21 protein-coding genes are annotated in these 17,366 nt (G+C 55.4%); 1 reads left to right on the top strand and 20 read right to left on the bottom strand.

The annotated features are described in order from the left end of the window. Positions 1-5: 5 nt before the first annotated feature. From fliQ to fliF, 12 genes are all read right to left on the bottom strand, one after another. The gene (gene fliQ / locus LG204_RS13525; protein WP_013441599.1) at positions 6-275 is read right to left on the bottom strand and encodes a flagellar biosynthesis protein FliQ; all 270 of its coding nucleotides are present in this window, start codon (positions 273-275) and stop codon (positions 6-8) included. 13 nt (positions 276-288) lie between these two features. Beyond that, positions 289-1,065: a flagellar type III secretion system pore protein FliP gene (gene fliP / locus LG204_RS13530; RefSeq protein ID WP_230337766.1), complete on the bottom strand. Its 777-nt coding sequence runs from the start codon at positions 1,063-1,065 to the stop codon at positions 289-291. After that, complete coding sequence (fliO, locus tag LG204_RS13535) at positions 1,052-1,465, bottom strand: flagellar biosynthetic protein FliO (RefSeq protein WP_230337767.1); 414 nt, start codon at positions 1,463-1,465, stop codon at positions 1,052-1,054. The genes fliP and fliO overlap by 14 nt, the downstream gene beginning before the upstream one ends. A 7-nt stretch (positions 1,466-1,472) precedes the next feature. After that, positions 1,473-1,910 (bottom strand): flagellar motor switch protein FliN, encoded by a 438-nt coding sequence (fliN, locus tag LG204_RS13540; RefSeq protein WP_230337768.1) that lies wholly within the window; start codon positions 1,908-1,910, stop codon positions 1,473-1,475. Continuing rightward, entirely contained in the window at positions 1,900-2,904 is a 1,005-nt protein-coding gene (gene fliM, locus LG204_RS13545) for a flagellar motor switch protein FliM (protein ID WP_230337769.1), read from the bottom strand. Before fliM ends, fliN begins: the two co-directional genes overlap by 11 nt. Positions 2,905-2,910: 6 nt before the next feature. Beyond that, positions 2,911-3,420 (bottom strand): flagellar basal body-associated protein FliL, encoded by a 510-nt coding sequence (gene fliL / locus LG204_RS13550; RefSeq protein ID WP_230337770.1) that lies wholly within the window; start codon positions 3,418-3,420, stop codon positions 2,911-2,913. Positions 3,421-3,652: 232 nt separating this feature from the next. Next, a complete protein-coding gene (locus tag LG204_RS13555; protein ID WP_230337771.1) occupies positions 3,653-4,894 on the bottom strand; it encodes a flagellar hook-length control protein FliK in 1,242 nt (413 codons plus the stop codon). A gap of 25 nt (positions 4,895-4,919) precedes the next feature. Further along, positions 4,920-5,369 (bottom strand): flagellar export protein FliJ, encoded by a 450-nt coding sequence (gene fliJ, locus LG204_RS13560; protein WP_230337772.1) that lies wholly within the window; start codon positions 5,367-5,369, stop codon positions 4,920-4,922. Between the two features lie 21 nt (positions 5,370-5,390). Beyond that, positions 5,391-6,797, bottom strand: coding sequence for a flagellar protein export ATPase FliI (gene fliI, locus LG204_RS13565; protein ID WP_013441591.1), 1,407 nt, complete (start codon positions 6,795-6,797; stop codon positions 5,391-5,393). Next, positions 6,797-7,450 carry a flagellar assembly protein FliH gene (locus LG204_RS13570; protein WP_230337773.1) on the bottom strand — a complete coding sequence of 218 codons (654 nt, stop codon included), beginning with the start codon at positions 7,448-7,450 and terminating at the stop codon, positions 6,797-6,799. The genes fliI and LG204_RS13570 overlap by 1 nt, the downstream gene beginning before the upstream one ends. Continuing rightward, positions 7,443-8,438: a flagellar motor switch protein FliG gene (fliG, locus tag LG204_RS13575; protein ID WP_230337774.1), complete on the bottom strand. Its 996-nt coding sequence runs from the start codon at positions 8,436-8,438 to the stop codon at positions 7,443-7,445. The genes LG204_RS13570 and fliG overlap by 8 nt, the downstream gene beginning before the upstream one ends. Continuing rightward, positions 8,435-10,165: a flagellar basal-body MS-ring/collar protein FliF gene (fliF, locus tag LG204_RS13580; protein ID WP_230337775.1), complete on the bottom strand. Its 1,731-nt coding sequence runs from the start codon at positions 10,163-10,165 to the stop codon at positions 8,435-8,437. Before fliF ends, fliG begins: the two co-directional genes overlap by 4 nt. Before the next feature lie 212 nt (positions 10,166-10,377). Between fliF and fliE the strand changes: the two genes are divergently transcribed. Further along, positions 10,378-10,731, top strand: coding sequence for a flagellar hook-basal body complex protein FliE (fliE, locus tag LG204_RS13585; RefSeq protein ID WP_230337776.1), 354 nt, complete (start codon positions 10,378-10,380; stop codon positions 10,729-10,731). A 21-nt stretch (positions 10,732-10,752) separates the two neighbouring features. Here fliE and LG204_RS13590 read toward each other — a convergent pair whose 3' ends face one another. The 8 genes from LG204_RS13590 to LG204_RS13625 all read right to left on the bottom strand — a co-directional run bounded on the left by LG204_RS13590 (position 10,753) and on the right by LG204_RS13625 (position 17,261). Then, positions 10,753-11,058: an EscU/YscU/HrcU family type III secretion system export apparatus switch protein gene (locus tag LG204_RS13590; RefSeq protein WP_230337777.1), complete on the bottom strand. Its 306-nt coding sequence runs from the start codon at positions 11,056-11,058 to the stop codon at positions 10,753-10,755. Then, a complete protein-coding gene (gene fliK, locus LG204_RS13595; protein WP_230337778.1) occupies positions 11,048-12,163 on the bottom strand; it encodes a flagellar hook-length control protein FliK in 1,116 nt (371 codons plus the stop codon). The genes LG204_RS13590 and fliK overlap by 11 nt, the downstream gene beginning before the upstream one ends. Before the next feature lie 9 nt (positions 12,164-12,172). Next, positions 12,173-12,493, bottom strand: a complete 321-nt coding sequence (locus LG204_RS13600; RefSeq protein ID WP_230337779.1) for a flagellar protein FliT — start codon at positions 12,491-12,493, stop codon at positions 12,173-12,175. 2 nt (positions 12,494-12,495) lie between these two features. After that, positions 12,496-12,936 carry a flagellar export chaperone FliS gene (gene fliS, locus LG204_RS13605; RefSeq protein ID WP_230337780.1) on the bottom strand — a complete coding sequence of 147 codons (441 nt, stop codon included), beginning with the start codon at positions 12,934-12,936 and terminating at the stop codon, positions 12,496-12,498. Positions 12,937-12,962: 26 nt separating this feature from the next. Next, positions 12,963-14,954 (bottom strand): flagellar filament capping protein FliD, encoded by a 1,992-nt coding sequence (fliD, locus tag LG204_RS13610; RefSeq protein ID WP_230337781.1) that lies wholly within the window; start codon positions 14,952-14,954, stop codon positions 12,963-12,965. Between the two features lie 22 nt (positions 14,955-14,976). Further along, entirely contained in the window at positions 14,977-15,339 is a 363-nt protein-coding gene (locus tag LG204_RS13615) for a flagellar protein FlaG (protein WP_230337782.1), read from the bottom strand. 81 nt (positions 15,340-15,420) lie between these two features. Next, positions 15,421-16,221: a flagellin N-terminal helical domain-containing protein gene (locus LG204_RS13620; protein WP_230337783.1), complete on the bottom strand. Its 801-nt coding sequence runs from the start codon at positions 16,219-16,221 to the stop codon at positions 15,421-15,423. 239 nt (positions 16,222-16,460) lie between these two features. Then, entirely contained in the window at positions 16,461-17,261 is an 801-nt protein-coding gene (locus LG204_RS13625) for a hypothetical protein (RefSeq protein WP_230337784.1), read from the bottom strand. Positions 17,262-17,366: the final 105 nt, after the last annotated feature.

Below are 17,366 nucleotides of genomic sequence, written 5' to 3' on the forward strand. Positions count from 1 at the left end.
TGGGCTTATCCCGCCAGGGAAGGAATGCTGGTAAAGATGGCGCGCATGTAATCCAGCATGACGCTGAGCATCCACGGGCCCGCAATCACCAGCACGGCAAACACCCCGACCAGCTTGGGAATGAACGACAAGGTGGTTTCGTTGATCTGCGTCGCCGCCTGAAAAATACTGACCAGCAAGCCGATCACCAGCACCACGATCAACATGGGCGCCGACACCATCAGTGTCACTTCCATTGCTTGCCGACCTAAGGTCATCACGCCTTCTGGGGTCATGTCTGCACCTCGTTCAGTAAAAACTCTCGGCCAGCGAGCCAAGCACCAGTTGCCAGCCATCCACCAGCACAAACAGCATCAGCTTGAATGGCAGGGCCACAATGGCAGGTGACACCATCATCATCCCCATGGACATCAGCACGCTAGCGACCACCATGTCGATGATCAGAAAGGGAATAAAAATGGCAAAGCCAATCTGGAAAGCCGTCTTCAGTTCACTGGTCATGAACGCAGGCACCAGCACACGCAAGGGGGTCTGCTCTGGCCCATCAACCGCTTCACTACGCGAAATACGCATAAAGAGCGCAATATCCGCCTCGCGTGTCTGCTTCAGCATGAAGGTTTTCAATGGCGCGGCGCCCTTTTCCAGGGCCTCCTGCAGGGTGATCCTGTTCTCGGACAATGGCTGGTAGGCTTCGGTATAGATCTTGTCCATGACCGGGCTCATCACAAAAAACGTCAGGAACAGCGCCAGCCCCACGAGCACCTGATTAGGCGGCGAAGTCGGCGTGCCCAGTGCCTGGCGCAGCAGCGACAAGACGATGATGATGCGGGTAAACCCCGTCATCATCAGCAACACGGCAGGCAGGAAGGAAAGCGACGTCAGCAGCAGCAGCGTCTGCAGGCTTAGCGTGTAATTCTGGCTGCCACCTGAGCCCGGGGCTGCGTTGATAAGCGGCATGGCAGCCTCGGCATGGGCCAGCGCCGGAATAGCCAGCAATGCCCACGGCAGATATCGGATGACAGTGTGCCAATGGCGGCGTGCCATTGTCGGTTTACTTCTTGCCATGGAATTTCTCTGAGGATCTTTGTAACCAGCCAGCAAATGGCTGGGGATTAGCACTGGTGATGGCCTGCTCAACGTTGCTATCGCCGGCTTCGAGATCGGCCAAGGCTCGCACTTGCCCGGGGGCTACGCCCACAACGATCCAGCGGCCAGCCACTTCTACCACGACCACGCGTTCACGCGTACCTACGCTCACGCCACCCACGACGCGGGCCACCGAATTTTGCGCTGTGCGGCCAGGGGCAAAGCGCCGGATAAGCCAGGCCAGGCCAGCCATAATGGCGAGCACGACCAGCAATCCAAACGTCATTTTAAGGGCACTTGTGGCAGGAGTAGGCGGCGCGTCAGCGGCAAATACCAGCATCGGCAACAACAGCACAGGAAGGACAGCCAGTTTTTTCATGCGCTGCCTATCGGTTGATTTTACGAATACGTTCAGCCGGGGTGATGATATCGGTGAGGCGGATACCAAACTTGTCATTCACCACCACCACTTCGCCCTGGGCAATCAGGCAGCCATTCACCAGCACGTCCATCGGCTCACCGGCCATGCCATCCAGTTCCACCACCGAGCCCTGCGCCAGTTGCAAGAGATTCTTGATGGCGATCTTGGTACGGCCCAGTTCCACCGTCAGTTGCACGGGGATATCGAGGATAAAGTCGATGTCGTTCTGGGTATCGCTTACCTTTTTGCCAGAAAGCTCGGTAAACACCGTGGCCTGGGCACTTTTGGCTTGCAGCGGACTGTCTTCAGCCTGCTGCTGCTCGGCCATGGCGGCACCCCAGTCATCCTCGGCGGCAGCGCCTGCTGCGGCTTGTTCAAATTCGTCGTCCGGGCTATTCGCCATGTTTCTCTCCTTTTACGTACTCTGAGGCATTGGCACGCAGCAATTTCTCAACCCGCAGCGAATATTGCCCGTTAAACACCCCGTATTTGCATTCCATGACCGGCACATTATCGACATGCGCCTCTATTGTTTCCGAAATATTGAGCGGAATCACATCGCCCACTTTCATGTTCAACACATCGCCCAGCTGCATTCTGGCCTTGGCCAGGTTAGCGACCAGTTCAACCTCGGCAGCCTGTATCTGCTGTGTCATCAGGCGCACCCAGCGCTTGTCCACACCCAGCACTTCGCCCTGCAGACTGGAGGTCAGGAGATCACGCACCGGCTCGATCATTGAATACGGGAAGCAGAAATGGATTTCGCCGCCAGCTGGCCCCAATTCGATGCTGAAGGTGGTCGCCACGATCACTTCATTGGGCGTGGCGATGTTGGCAAATTGCGTATTCATTTCAGACCGCAGGTATTCAAACTTGACCGGGTATACCGGCTCCCAGGATTTTTCGTAATTTTCGATCACGATCGCCAGCACGCGCTGGATGATGCGCTGCTCGGTCTGGGTAAAGTCGCGCCCTTCAATCCGGGTATGAAAACGGCCATCGCCGCCAAACATGTTGTCGACAATCGAAAACACCAGCGAGGGATCAAACACCATGAGTCCGGTGCCGCGCAATGGATTCATGTGCACCAGATTAAGATTGGTCGGCACTACCAGATTGCGCACAAACTCGCTGTATTTGGAAATGCGGACAGGCCCCACCGACACTTCAACGCTGCGGCGCATGAAGTTGAAGAGGCCGATGCGTAGCAGGCGGGCAAAGCGCTCGTTAATGATCTCAAGCGTGGGCATGCGCCCACGGACGATACGTTCCTGGGTCGCGAGGTTATATTCGCGCACGCCATGCGGATCGTGCTCGACCGGAGTCTCGTCCTGGTCAAGGCCCACACCCTTCAGCAGGGCATCGACTTCATCCTGAGATAAAAAACTGTCCGCCATGGCTGTTTATTGCACCACAAATGAAGTGAAAAAGACGCCGCTAACCTCCAGCGGTTTCTCGCCAGCAGAAAACGGCTGCTTGACCTGGGCCACAATCTCGTCGCTCAAGGCTTTCTTGCCTTCGATGCTGGTCACTTCAGAAGGCTTTTTGCTGGAGAGCAGCATCAACAGGCGATTGCGGATTTCTGGCATATGCAGCTTCACCAGCTCAGCCTGCTCGGGATCCGCAACTTTCAGCGTAAGATCCACCTGCAGGAACTGGGATTCAGGGTCCGGTTGCAGATTGACGGTAAATGTCTCCAGGCTGACAAAGACAGGCGGCTTGGGGGCTTCTTCGTGTTTTTCTTCCACCTTGTGCTCTTCTTTGGCAGGCTTGTGCAAGAAGAACCATGCAGCCGCACCGCCGCCACCGCCCAGCACCAGCAGGACGATCACAATAATCATGATCAGCTTTTTCTTGGAGCCCGCTGCGGGTGCTTCTTCTGCGGGCGCTGCCGCTTTTGGATCTTTTGCCATCTAATGCTTCCCTTGGTGACTAGCGTCTATCTGGACGCTTCTATTATGAAAAAAACAAGGATACCAAGATGCGCTGAAAAGAGGGAGAAAAATAGCCCAAATCGGGCAGAGACAAGGAACTGGAGCGCGTTGGGCGGGAGTTTGGGCGGGAGAGCCCATTCAGTATGCATGCAACTTAGTCAGGGGATAGCATACGTGCCACACCCCAGACCAAGTTTGCCAAAAGATGCGGTTAGACGAAGGTGTCGACCATGCCGTTACCGCTGCGTACTACGGTCTGCTGCACCGAGGCGGCGGGAGCATCGCCTTCGGCATTGCCAGCTGCGCCGGACCCACTGCGACCACCGGCCTGGGCCAGTTGCTGCTGGGATTGCGTATGCTCGCCAACATTGCTTTGCCCAAGCTGGATACCTGAGGCATTCAGCATGTCACGCAGGTTGGACATGCCATCCTGCAAGGCTTGGCGTACTTCCTGGTTGTTGGACATGAAGGTGGCATCGGCAATGTCATTGTGTACATGAATCACCACTTGCAGTGGTCCCATGTCAGGCGGGTTCAGGGTCAGGGTGGCGGATTGCTCGCCACCGGCTACCATCCAGGCCACTTTCTGGCCGATGGCCTGATCCCAGCCAGCACGGCCAGGGTATGCGGTAATGGTATTGGCGCTACCCACCGCTTCGCTCGCCTGAATCGGATTCATGGGCGTAGTGGCGGCGACAGCCTGCGCCTGGGTAATGGTAGCGGCGTTATCCACCTTGGCGGCTTGTTGCTCAGCCAGCTTGGCGGTTTCACCGCTTGTAAAACCAGGCAGCATTTTTTCCAGCCAGGCACTCATGTCGGCCTTGTCATTGCCAGCCTGCGCCAGCTGACTGGCATCAGCACCATCGCTACGGCTTTGAGCCAGCATATTGCCCAGCTCCTGATCCAAGCGGCCACGCGGACGACTGTCCGTCGTTTCCATCTGCGGTTTTTGTTCTGCCGCGGCATCTTCGGTCGTCAAGGCAGGTTTGTCTGTTGGTGTGACTGGCACATTGGCAGGCACGGCCAGTGCAGCAATCGCGGGGTCCGTGGTGAGCACTGGCGCCGCATCTGTCGTATCTTTTGTCTCTTCCGACTTGTCGGTTTTCCCTTTGAGGTCTTTACCTTGCTTGGCCAACAAGGCCAGATCCTTGAATTGATCAGCCAGCTCAGGCGCAACATTGGCGCTGCTGTCAGTGGCGTCTTTCTTCGCATCGGCTGCCTTGGCATCCGCAGCTTTCTGCTCGGCCTGGGGCGATTTCACGTTGGCGGAGCTGGCTTTACCCTGCTGGTTGTCGTTTTTCTGCTGGCGCTGCTGCACCTGGTTGGACAGCACTTTCTGAAAACTATTGGTGGCAGCGGCATTGTCCGTGGTGGTGGACTTGGGAGCATTCATGGCACCCATGCCATTGCTGGATGGGGTGCTGGAAATAATGGGTAAAGGCGTATTTTGCATGATTCACTCTTTCGCAGTTTGGGAGTTAACCCCGGCCAGGCTGACGGGTGCTGCGCATGGCATGCTCGTCCATCAGCTTCTGATCGCGTTTTTGCTCCTGCTGGTGCGCTTTCTTTTCCGAGCGCTCTGCCAGTACCTCATAAGATAGTTTCTTTTTCTGACATTCCTGCCAGACAATGCGCTGGGCTGAAACACGACTGCGCGCCAGCTCCACGGATTCCTGCTGCCCTCCTACCGCCTGGTCAAGCTTGCGGATGAAGGATTGAAAATTCTGATAGGACTGGGCGTCCATGCCGGTTTCGAGATCGCGCGCCAGCTTGGCCATGTAGTCATTGCGGTATTCGGTCAGCATATTCAGCTTGACCTGTGCATCCTCGAGCAGCTTGTTGAGTGCCACCAGCTTTTCGGCTGCCTGATCGGCCTCCTTGCCAGCCAACTCGGTCAATGTCACCAGAACCAGTGATTGTGCCGCCATATCTGCCCCCTACTTGTTGATTCAGCCTGCCACGACAGCCGCAAGCTCTGCAATACTGTGTTCTACATCGGAGCGCTCTGCAATATCCTGCTGCAAAAACGCTTCGATCTTGGTGTGCTTGGCAATCGCCTCGTCAAGTACCGGGTCGCTGCCAGCTTCGTATGCTCCTACATTAATCAAATCCGCACTGCGTGTATACCGCGAATTGAGCTGCTTTAACCTTCTTGATAGCTTTTGATGTTCGGGCAAGGTTATGTTATGCATGGCGCGGCTGATGGATTGCTCGATATCAATCGCGGGGTAATGACCGCTCTCCGCCAGACTGCGACTCAGCACAATATGCCCATCCAGAATGGCGCGCGCAGCATCGGCAATCGGGTCCTGCTGGTCATCGCCTTCAGTCAGCACGGTATAAAACGCGGTGATGGAGCCCTCGCCTGGCCGCCCATTGCCCGCACGCTCCACCAGCGCAGGCAGCTTGGCAAATACCGAAGGCGGATAGCCCTTGGTCGCAGGCGGCTCGCCAATGGCCAGCGCAATCTCGCGCTGGGCCATGGCGTAGCGCGTCAGCGAATCCATGATTAACAGGACATTTTTACCCTGATTACGGAAAAACTCGGCAATCGCCGTGGCATAGCTGGCGCCCTGCAAGCGCATCAGCGCGGGCACATCGGCCGGGGCAGCCACCACCACGGAACGGGCCAGGCCATCCGTGCCCAGAATCTGTTCGATAAACTCTTTTACTTCGCGGCCCCGCTCGCCAATCAGGCCCACCACAATCACGTCGGCCGTGGTGTAGCGCGCCATCATGCCAAGCAGCACGCTCTTGCCCACACCAGAACCAGCAAACAGGCCCATGCGCTGGCCACGGCCCACGGTCAGCATGCTGTTGATGGCACGTACGCCCACATCCAGCACATCGGTAATCGGAGCGCGCATCAGGGGATTAAGCGGACGAGTGTTCAGGGGTACGCTGTTCTGCGTCAACAATGGCCCCAGATCATCCAGCGGACGGCCTGCGCCATCAACCACGCGACCCAGCAGGCCATCACCTACTGGCAAGTGGCGGGCGCGGTCAGAAGTGCGGCGGCGTGGCGGGTTGGAATGGCTGGGCTTGGGCAAGGCATCGGACACATCCATGGCAAACACCTTGGCACCAGGGACAATGCCTTCTACCCCGCTTTGGGGCATTAACAAGAGTTTGTCGCCATCAAAGCCCACCACTTCGGCCTCCACGCGGCGACCTTCGGCCAGCGGCACGACACAGGCGCTGCCGATGGGCAACTTGATACCGACGGCCTCCATCACCAGCCCGGTAAGTTTGGTAATCCGGCCAGCCACTTCCAGCGGCTCGACAATTTCCAGTATCTCGCCACAGTCCCGCAGGTAGCGATGCCAGCGTTGGACGTGAGGATTGGCGGCAGTCATTATTTCAGCCAGTCATTCTGCTGGGAAAGAGCATCGGCAATGCGCTTCCAGCGCACTTCGTTGGTAGCATCAATCTGATTGGCAGCGGTTTCGACGATGCAACCGCCACGCTCGATATTGCGGTCTTCCTGAATCATCCAGTGGTGCTCGGCAATATCATCCACCAGATAATTTTTCAGGGTTTTGACATCATCCGGGTGCACAAGAATACGGGCCGGACGCTGCACATAAGGCAGGTAATGGATGGCATCTTTCACCACGCTCAGCACGGCAGTCGAATCGACTTCGATCTTGGTCTTCAGCATGGCCTTGGATAGATCGAGCGCCAGGGCCAGCAGTTGCTCGCCAACAGCTTCATCGGAGGCGGACATGGCTTCCGTCAGGGAATTAAGCAGGGTTTCCAGCTGGGTACGCTCGGCCTGGGCATGCTCCATAGCCTGCGCCATGCCGGCGGCATAACCCTCTTCCAGCCCCTTGGCGTAGCCTTCCTGCCGTAGCTTGTCTATCATCTGCGCCAGCTTGGCGCTGTCCGCTTCTTTTTCTTCGCGCGATTTGCCAACCGCCATCGGCTTGGGCTTATCCTCGGCAAACGAAGATAGCTCCCAGCGCTGGTACGCAGTCTGTTTTTCCTTGGGGATGGTGGCGTTAGACATATGCCTCGTCGCCCTTGCCGCCCAAGATTATCTGACCTTCGTCGGCCAAGCGGCGGATGATCTGCAGGATCTGCTTCTGCTGCGCCTCGACTTCGGAAAGCTTGACCGGCCCCTTGGTTTCGAGGTCTTCACGCATCATTTCAGCCGCACGGCTGGACATGTTCTTGAATATCTTGTCGCGCAGCTCTTGTGTCGCGCCCTTCAGCGCCACAATGAGAGTCTCGGACTGCACTTCGCGCAGCATGACCTGGATGCCCTTGTCGTCGATATCGATGACGTTATCGAAGACAAACATCTCGTCCATGATCTTTTGCGCCATGTCTTCATCATAGCTTTTGAGACCTTCCATGACGCTGGCTTCGTTGTCGCCGCCCAAAAAGTTCATGATCTCGGCAGCGGCCTTGATGCCGCCCATCTGCTGCTTCTTCAGGCTTTCGTTGCCGGTCAAGAGCTTGGTCATCACTTCATTCAGCTCGCGCAGCGCTACCGGCTTGACGCCATCCAGCGTGGCAATGCGCAGCATCACATCCTGCCGCAGGCGATCAGTAAAGTTGCTCAAGACTTCGGCGGATTGATCGGGCTCCAGATGCACCAGGATAGTGGCGATGATCTGGGGGTGTTCGTTCTTGATGAATTCCGCCACTGTCTGCGCATCCATCCATTTCAGGCTTTCAATGCCGCTGGCGTCGCGCGTTTGCAGAATGCGGTTCAGCAGACCCGCCGCTTTATCGTCGCCCAGCGCCTTGGTCAGCACCGAGCGGATGTATTCGTCGGAATCCAGGCCGATGGAGGTTTTCTGGTCGGCGATATCGAGAAACTCGGTGACCACGGCTTCAATCTGATCATGTTCGACAGATTTCATGCCCGCCATGGCCGTGCCCAGTTTCTGCACCTCTTTCGGGCTCAGAAACTTCATTACTTCCGCCGCCTCATCCTCCCCCAATGCGAGCATGAGGATTGCGCTTTTCATCACGCCATCGTCACTCATTCTTTACTCACCCAATTCGTTACCAAACTAGCGACCAGTTTAGGGTTTTCCTTGGCCAGCTGTTTGGCAGCTTCCAGATTTTGTTCGTAGCCCTTGGCGGCGAGCTTTCTCGGCACACCCACCATGTTTTCACCCTCCGCTCCCTCAGCGGCGCCACTCAGCGTCACCACGGCATCATCATCGCCGGGCGCGGGCAAGGCATCCTTTTGATCCGACTTTACCAGCTTTTGCATCATCGGTTTCATCAGTTTACGATAAAGCAGGAAGATTACCAGCAGGCCTGCCGCCATCTTCAGCCACTCTTTTGCCATCTCGATGTTTTCTGGCTGCTTCCACAGTGGCAGGTCAGGGATCGCTTCGATCTGTTCACCGGCAAACGAGCTGTTGACGACCGTCAGCGAATCGCCGCGTTCCTGGTTAAAGCCCATGGCCTGCTTGGCAAGATCGCTGATCTCGGTTTTCTCGGCATCGGTCAGTGGACGGTTAGTCACCTTGCCATTCTTGTCCACCACCTGCTTGTGATTCACCACCACGGCCACGGTCAGGCGTTTGACGCCGCCCATGGGTTGCTGCACATAGCGGATGGTCTTATCCAGCTCGTAATTGGTGGTGACATTCTTTTGCGAATTGACTGGCACGGCAGGGGCAGCGTTAGCAGCATTGGCATTGTTGGCCGCATTGGCAGGCGCACCAGCCCCCGGCGCACCGGCATTGGCGGGAACAGCGGTATTCAGTGGTGCCGTGGCAGGCGCTGGTGGCTGGTTGGACAGCGCACCAGGAACACCACCCGCACCAGCAGGCGAGGTGCTTTGCGATTCATTGGATTGCTGGCTGCGCACCGACATGGCATCCGGCGCCTGATTGGGGCGATAGGTTTCGGCGGCCTGCTCCTGAGTAGAGAAGTCGACTTCGGCACTCGCTTCGGCATGCACGTTCCTGGCACCGACCATAGGCGCGATGATGGATTCGACACGGCGCACGATATTCTGCTGCAGCTCATCTACATACTTGAGCTGGGTAGGATCGAGGTTATTGCGACCGCCTTTTTTGTCGGTATCGGATAAGAGATTGCCGTTCTGGTCGACCACGGTCACATTGGCAATAGGCAGCTCAGGCACGCTGCTGGCCACCAGATGCACGATGGCGCTGACTTGCTGCTGATCCAGCATGCGGCCTGGACGCAGATTGAGCAATACACTGGCGGTAGGCTTTTGCTGATCACGCACAAAAACGGATGGCTTGGGAATCGCGAGGTGAATACGGGCAACCTCCACGGCAGAGATGGTCTGGATGCTGCGCTCCAGCTCGCCTTCGAGGCCGCGCTGGAAATTCACCTGCTCAACAAACTGGGAAACACCGAATTTCTGGTTTTCAAGCAGCTCAAAGCCAATATTGCCGCCCTTGGGCAAGCCTTGGGCAGCCAGCTTGAGCCGCACTTGATGCACTTGCGAAGCAGGCACCAGAATGGCAGTGCCACTTTCGGAAAACTTGTAGGGGATGTTCATCTGCTCAAGGGAGGCCACAATGGCGCCGCCATCCTTGTCCGCATAGTTGGAAAACAGGACACGGTATTCAGGTTGCTGGCTCCAGAGCCAGAACACCACCATGACAGCCACCACAGCGGCAACGCCAAGTGCCAGCAAAACCTTGTTGGTCAATACAGCCGTGTTCTGCCCAAATATGCCAGTGGGGGCAGCTTCAACAACGGCGTCAGGTGCTGCAGCCATATCCATCTCCAATTTAAAACGCGCTCGAGTGTCAGTGGGCTTATATTCACCGCACCCCCTTGAGCAGGGATTACCGATTGCAGGTCATTATCATCGCATCCGCCATTTTCAAATGATGGAATAGAGCGAATTTCACTGGTTTATTTGGGGGCTGACTGGATGAGGGGAATGATACATTAGCTTCGTAGCATTCCCTATGCAGCGAGGACAAGATGGCCATTAACGGAATAGATTCCAGCAGGATAGAATCCATGCTGGCGCAGATCAGAGCAGCAACGCAGAAGCCAGCCATGGCGCCTGTGGCCGAGACCACGCCTGCCACCAACGCGCAAAGCACGCCAAAAGTCGACTTTGCTGAAACGCTAAAGGCCAGCCTGAATCAGGTGAACCAGTCGCAACTGGAAGCCGAGCGCCTCGGCAAGAATTTCGCCATGGGCGATGATTCGGTCAGCTTGTCCGATGTCATGATTGCCGGGCAGAAAGCCAACATTTCGTTCCAAGCCACCTTGCAGGTACGGAACAAACTGGTGTCCGCTTATCAGGACATCATGAACATGCAGGTATAAGCCGTTTAAGGGATCAACATCTCAGGGGTGGTATTGCGGCGGCTCCGCCTCTGCATCCTGCTCCAGCCGATAAAGCCAAGCCAGAATTTCCGCAATCGCCATATAGAGTTTGGGCGGGATATGGTCGTCCAGGTCAATCTGCATCAGCAAGGACACCAGCTCCTTGGATTCATGCACAAACACATCATGTTCACGCGCCCGCGCAATAATCTGCTCGGCTACCAGCCCGCGGCCTTTGGCCACTACCCGTGGCGCAAAATCCCCGGTCTCGTAGGCTAGTGCTATCGCCTGCTGGGTAAGCCGCGCTTCGGCCGGTTTATTCGCCATCACGCACCACCACCAGGGCATCCACTGTTTGCCCGCTTTGTTCCAATGCCTCGAACAGCTGATGCCGACGCGCGCGCATGGTTTGCAGCGTATCGATCTGCTGCGCTTGCAACTGTATGCTCATATGCCCATTTATCACGCGCAGGCGGGCGCTGACGCGCCCTAGCTGCGGCAGGTCCAGCGTCAATTCGCTGCTGACTTCAGGTTCGTAATCCAGCTGTGCAGTGGCATGATCGGTCGCCGTGTCATTCTGATTGCCCCGCTGCTCCACCGGCACCGCTGGCGGTTGGTAAAGCAGGGGCTGATTGAGTGACGGATTCGGCAACATCGACTGTTGCAGGGGCGATGGCTGGTTAAACGCCTGCGCTTGTGCCGCAGATGCCGATGACGCCTGTGCCTGTTGCTGGGCTTGTTGTTGCACTTCCACCGACCAGTTCATCTGCTGGCCAGGCCATACCTCACCGCGCCAGTTCACACGGCTGTTTTCCAGTACGGAAAGCTGCTGTGGCAACAACATGGTACCGGCATTGGAATTGGGCTGGTTCTGCGGCTCTTGCAAGATGGCAGCGAGGGGACGCCCGCCTTCGGCAAACGCTTTAAGATGGGATTCGTAAAAGAGACCCGTGAGGGTGAGCGCCTGCTTGAGATCTTGCGCCATTTGCTGCGGGGCCTGGGGCGACTGGGTGACAACACCTGTCGCTTCAAACCGGGTCGGGACGCCCTGCTTCTGGGCTTCCTGCAATTTGCTGTCGATGAGACGGGCGGCGGAACTGAGGGCAATGTCGGGCTCAGCTTCAGCGGTGAGCTGAGACATGAGCTGGAAGGTGGGCGTGGGGGTTTCATCCAGAAAACGCAGGGTGAGATTCTGACCAATCTTGGCTTGGGACCCCAGGTCCATCTTGAGCAGCGTACCACCGACATCCACATTGAAATGGCGAGAGTCGGCGCGGGACATCACCTGGGCCAGATAGTCCTGGCCCTTGATGAATTGATTGAAACGAAAATCGACATCCTGAACAGTATCGGCAACCCTGACAGTAGGCAGCGTCTGGGTTACGCGGCTAACCGGCGCAACCCCTGGATTATCCGATAACTTGATCAGCATGGCAGTTCATTACTGCCGATAACTGTTACCGAGTCGGCGCTCGTTGCTGTTGCTGCTGATCATGGCAGACAGCTTGACCATCCAGGGGTCAACCAGATTGCGGATTTCACGGTCATCGGCCAGGATTTTCTTGATGCTGGCGATCTTGCGCTGCAAGGATGGTCCGCTCAAGTGCTCTTCGGTGCAGGATTTCAGTTGCTGCACAAAATCCGCGCAACGCTGCTCCAGCTGTGCCAAGCGCTCCCAGTCATGTTCGCGCGCTGCCAGCAGCATTTCGCCAGTGACATCGGCCACAGACTCGTAGATTTCAACTTCCATGGATTCGCTCATCATCATGCCTTTGCGTAATTTTGTACACGCTGAAACTGGTTGCCTTCAGGCGCCACCTGGGTACCAATGGTTTCCCAGGCACTCTTGAGATCCCCCAACAGGCGTATGACTTCCTGTATCAGCGATGAATCATTTTTAATATTGGCCATATAAAGACGGTCGCTCATATAGCCGTACAGCGCATCCAAACTGGTGGCAATCTCGCCGCCGGCTTTTTTATCCAGACTCAGGCGCAAACCACTTTCGATAATCATGATCGCCTTGGAAATCATGGCTCCCTTGCGCTCGAAATCTTTGGAGTCGATATGCATGACAGCGGTATGGCAGGCCGTCATTGCACCTTCATATAACATCACTACCAGTTTGTGAGGGTCAGCGGATACGACGCCGGTTTCAACACCGACCCGGGAATATTCATTCACACCACGACTAGAGCCGAACATAATCTTTATTCCTTAAATGGCAGGGGTTAACTGTTTGCCGAAATCTGGGCGAGCTGTTGAGTCAGGTAACTACTTGTCGTTTTCATGCTGGCGATCAGGGTATCCAGTGCACTGAACTGCGCGCGGTAGCGTTTTTCAATCGCGTCGAGACGATCATTCAAGGCATCCTCCTGTTTAGTCAGACGTGTTACCGAATTGTTCAGGCCATCGGTACGGGTGGCGAGCAAACCATCGTCACTCAGCAGATTGGCCGTCACTTCATTCAACTGACTGGCAAAGCCCTTGCTAAAGGTGATGGTGCCGCGACTACCGGTACTGCCGCCCAGAATCTTGACGAACAACCCTTCGGAAGCATCTCCAGTAGCGCCCTTCAAGCTCTGGCCAGTGCCGGTTGCTGCTACGCCATTAATCGATCCTGCGACATTCACGCCCGTCGTGGAGGTGGCACTGCCAAACAGGTCGCTGGCGCCATTGCCGCCATTCAGCGTAATTCGCGAATCAGAACCATAGCTGGGGGAAGTGATCATCAATGCACCACTGCCATCCACGCCAATCTGGGCCAGCGAACCGGCACTCACCAGCTGCTGCTGCACCTGGTCAGCTAATGCCTGTGTGCTGGCATAGGTGCCTGCAGCCAGGGTAATACTGTAATCCTTGCCATCAATGGCAAAGGTCACCTTATCGTTGCTGCCTGCGGTAATCGTCAGGTTGGGTGCACCACCGCCCAGCATGGTGCCCTGAGTTGCCAGCTGCGTCACAGTCACTGCATAGGTCCCAGCCTTGGTGGCCGTGGAGCTGCCGCCATAGGAGGTCAGAGCGTCGGTGGTCGTACCACTAGCGCCAAACAGTTTGGAAATATCTGAAAAATTAGTTTCCAGTGCGGTTTTAAGCTTGGTGCTGTCCAATGCCAGCTTGCCATCGCGCTGAAAGCCGACGCCAATCTGCGACAGCGTGCTGTAAGTGCTTGTGCCGTCAATGGTCTGGGTAAAAATGCTCTTCATCTGGGTGGAGATCGAGCGTGCGCCAGAATCCCCCAGCAATACGCCAGACTTGGTGCTATCTGTCGCATTGAAATTGGTGAGGTTGCGAATCGTGGTATCAAGTGCATTGTAGGCATCGACAAACGCCTGCACGTTCTTGACGATACCATCGGTATCTGTGGCCACATTCAGGTTGGTAGCCGTGCCGGTGCCCGCCTTGAGCAGATTGAGGGTCACCCCCTGAATCGCGTCGGTAATGGTATTGCTGGACTTGGTGACACTGATGCCATCCACCGTCAGCAAGGCATTGGTAGCGGCCTGACTCTGCGTCATGTTTTTGCCCGAGCCTGCGGTGCTGGTCGGGTCATATGCCAGCTGCGAAAGCCCGCTGGCATCGCTGCTGTTGCCATCGCTATCGGTCACGCTGATCTTGACGCTACTGGATGCGCCCGTCTCTTTGGAGGTAATCACCAGACGCGAGCCATTGGCAGAGCCGTCATTCACAATGGAAGCCGTCACACCGGCATTCGCGGAATTGATCGCATCACGAACGCCTGCCAACGTATTGTTGGAGGAATCGATGGTAATGCTCGCCCCGGCTTTGCTGCCGTTGACGCTAAATGTATTGGTAGTGCTGTTGTATTCGCCAAAGCTGATCTCAAGCGTACCGCTACCGATCACGGCGTTGGTCGAAGAAAAACCTGAAGAAGCGATCTTGTGTGCTTGTGCAAGCTGGGTCACATTGATCGAATAATTGCCAACAGTAGCGCTGCCTGTTGCAGTAGCACTGAAAAGGCTGGTATCACTGGAGGTTGCCGTTTGCAGGTTGAACTTGGAGGCTGTCGCCAGACTGCTAATCGTCGTCTGGAAGGTAGACAACGCACTTTTCAGCGTGCCATACGCAGAGATCTTGGATTGCGTGGCGGTCTTTTGCGCGGTTACTTGGGTAAGAGGGCCTTTTTCCGCGTTGACTAATGCCGTCACCCAGGTCTCGAGCTCCAGTCCGGAGCCAGTTCCTAATCCTGTCAATGTCGCCATAATCCTCTCCTACCTATCGGCATCAAGCCGTTTGTTTAATAACCAGACCCTGCAGTTTGTCGAGCGTCTTGGAAATCGCCAATACTTCTTCGTTGGGGATTTGCCGCAACACCTTGTTTGTTTCTGTATCCACGACTTTCACCACCACTTTTCCAGAATCCTGATCCATGGAAAATTGCACACTTTGTGCCACGGGTGAAATAAAACTGTTCAGCGTTTTTACAGCCGCTGCAATATCCTTATCACTCGCTGTCTTGTTGGTGTCGTTTTGCGCAGCCGTCGTTTGGGCTGGTGCTGACACTGTCGCTGCTGCTCTTCCACCGCCCAGACCCTGGGGGCTGCTGCTAGCGCCATATGTATATGCATTTATATTTGCGATCGACATTTTTAGCTCCTTTGTGTGAATGCCCGTAGAAGGCTTTTTCCTTCTACGGGCGATTCATCCCATCTAGCCTTCGCTTACGTCTTAGCCTCTCAGGAGGGTCAGAACGTTTTGCGGTACGGTGTTAGCCTGGGCCAACATCGCAGTACCAGCCTGTTGCAGAATCTGCGTACGAGTCAGGTTGGCGGTTTCTGCCGCAAAGTCAGCATCCATGATCCGTGACTTGGCTGCAGACTGGTTTTCAACCGATACTTGCAAGGCGCTGATCACAGACTCAAAGCGGTTTTGTACAGCACCCAAGGTAGCGCGGTTAGTATTGGCAGTGTTCAGCGCCGTATCAATCGAAGACAGTGCGGTGTTGGCAGCGGTGTCTGTCAGGATGTTGCCTGAGATAGATGAAGCTGCTGTTGCGCTGACAGTGATAGTCTGGCCGCTGTCTGCACCCACCTGGAACGTCATGCTGGTAGAACCAAACACAGCGATACCGTTAAACTTGGTGTCAGTGCCCAGACGGGTGATTTCGCTAGCCAGTTGCTGGAATTCAGCATCCAGGTTAGAACGGTCACCAGTACCGTTGGTAGCATTGGCAGATTGCACAGCCAGTTCACGCATACGTTGCAGTGCATCAGTTACTTTACCCAGTGCGCCTTCAGCAGTTTGTGCGAAAGAGATCGCATCGTTTGCGTTACGGATCGCAACAGTTTGACCGCGAACCTGGGAGTCCATACGAGTAGCGATGGACATACCAGCAGCGTCATCCTTTGCGCTGTTTACGCGCAGACCAGAAGACAAACGTTGCAGCGAAGTATTCAGGCTCGACTGAGAAGACGACAGGTTACGTTGAGCATTCAGCGAGGCGATGTTGGTGTTAATTACAGCAGCCATGGTAATTCTCCTTTGTTAATTGATTCAAACACTTACTTTGCATTTCAGCGTTGCGTTCATCGCGCCGCTGTTAAATTGTTTATCGGTTACTTTTAGCGAAAATTTAGCGGGGTTGGCTATTTAAATTTTCAAGCGTTCCGAATCAAGCAATCTTGTGTTTGATGACGGCCGTAATTAACAAATCTTTAAACCTTTCTCGAATTTTTTTATTTACCACTATAAAAATCAACAACTTAAAATTATGCTCGCTGAGCTGAAACCCGGCTTGTCAACTGCTTTGCTGCCTTATTTAATTTGGTTTGATCCCATGGCTCATTGACGATTTTCTGGAAATTGCGCACTTCATGCAGTACCTGATCGTCGGTTTGGATTACCTCGGTGAGACTATCCAGTGTCAAATTGAGCAAACGGATGAAGGCTTTCTGCTTGCCGTACTCATCCTCGGTCACCATGCTGATGCGATAACTAAGCTCATTTACCTCGCGCATGACTTTTTGCATGGCCCGGTAAGATTGTGTCGTCTTCACCTGTTCAGCGAGATGGCGTGACTTCATCGCCAGCTCGGATTCGTTCTGTAGCAATGCAGGCAAAGTATGTGCCAACATCTTGGCAAGCTGATCCTGCCAGGGCCGGCCATCATCCCCGGCATCGCTCTGATCTCCAAAGGCGGCGAATCGGGAGCGCTGCGACTGAATGGCGACCGATGCCTTCACCAGCTTGAAAATGCCGTCCAGCAAGGCATCCCAGTCTTCGTTTTCAATGGCATAAGCGAGCTTCATGCCCGCTTCATTGGAGTTTTTAGCCAGCTGACGGGCCACTTTCTGAAAACGCGCTTCCAGCATGCTGGGGGCGGCAGGCGCTGAGTTGCCCTCTTGTGGGGCAGTCGCCGGCACGGCTGACTGTCGCCCAGTTAACTCCATATACAAGGCTTGGTAGGCTTCGGGCGTAGGCGCAATATCCCGCGCCTCCAGTCGCGCCAGGATTTCCTGACCGAGCAAGGCGGGTTTCTGCTGGTAGATATCGAGATTAGGGTCTGCCATGGCTGCATATCCTTTGCCATGCAGGCAAAGGCTCCGTCTATAGTTTGATTACGCCATGCTAATCAAACTGACGACAATGCAAACAGGCTAACAGGAAGGTAAAAA

This window comes from Methylovorus menthalis (genome assembly GCF_020523625.1).
In the GTDB taxonomy this organism is placed as follows: Bacteria; Pseudomonadota; Gammaproteobacteria; order Burkholderiales; family Methylophilaceae; genus Methylovorus; species Methylovorus menthalis.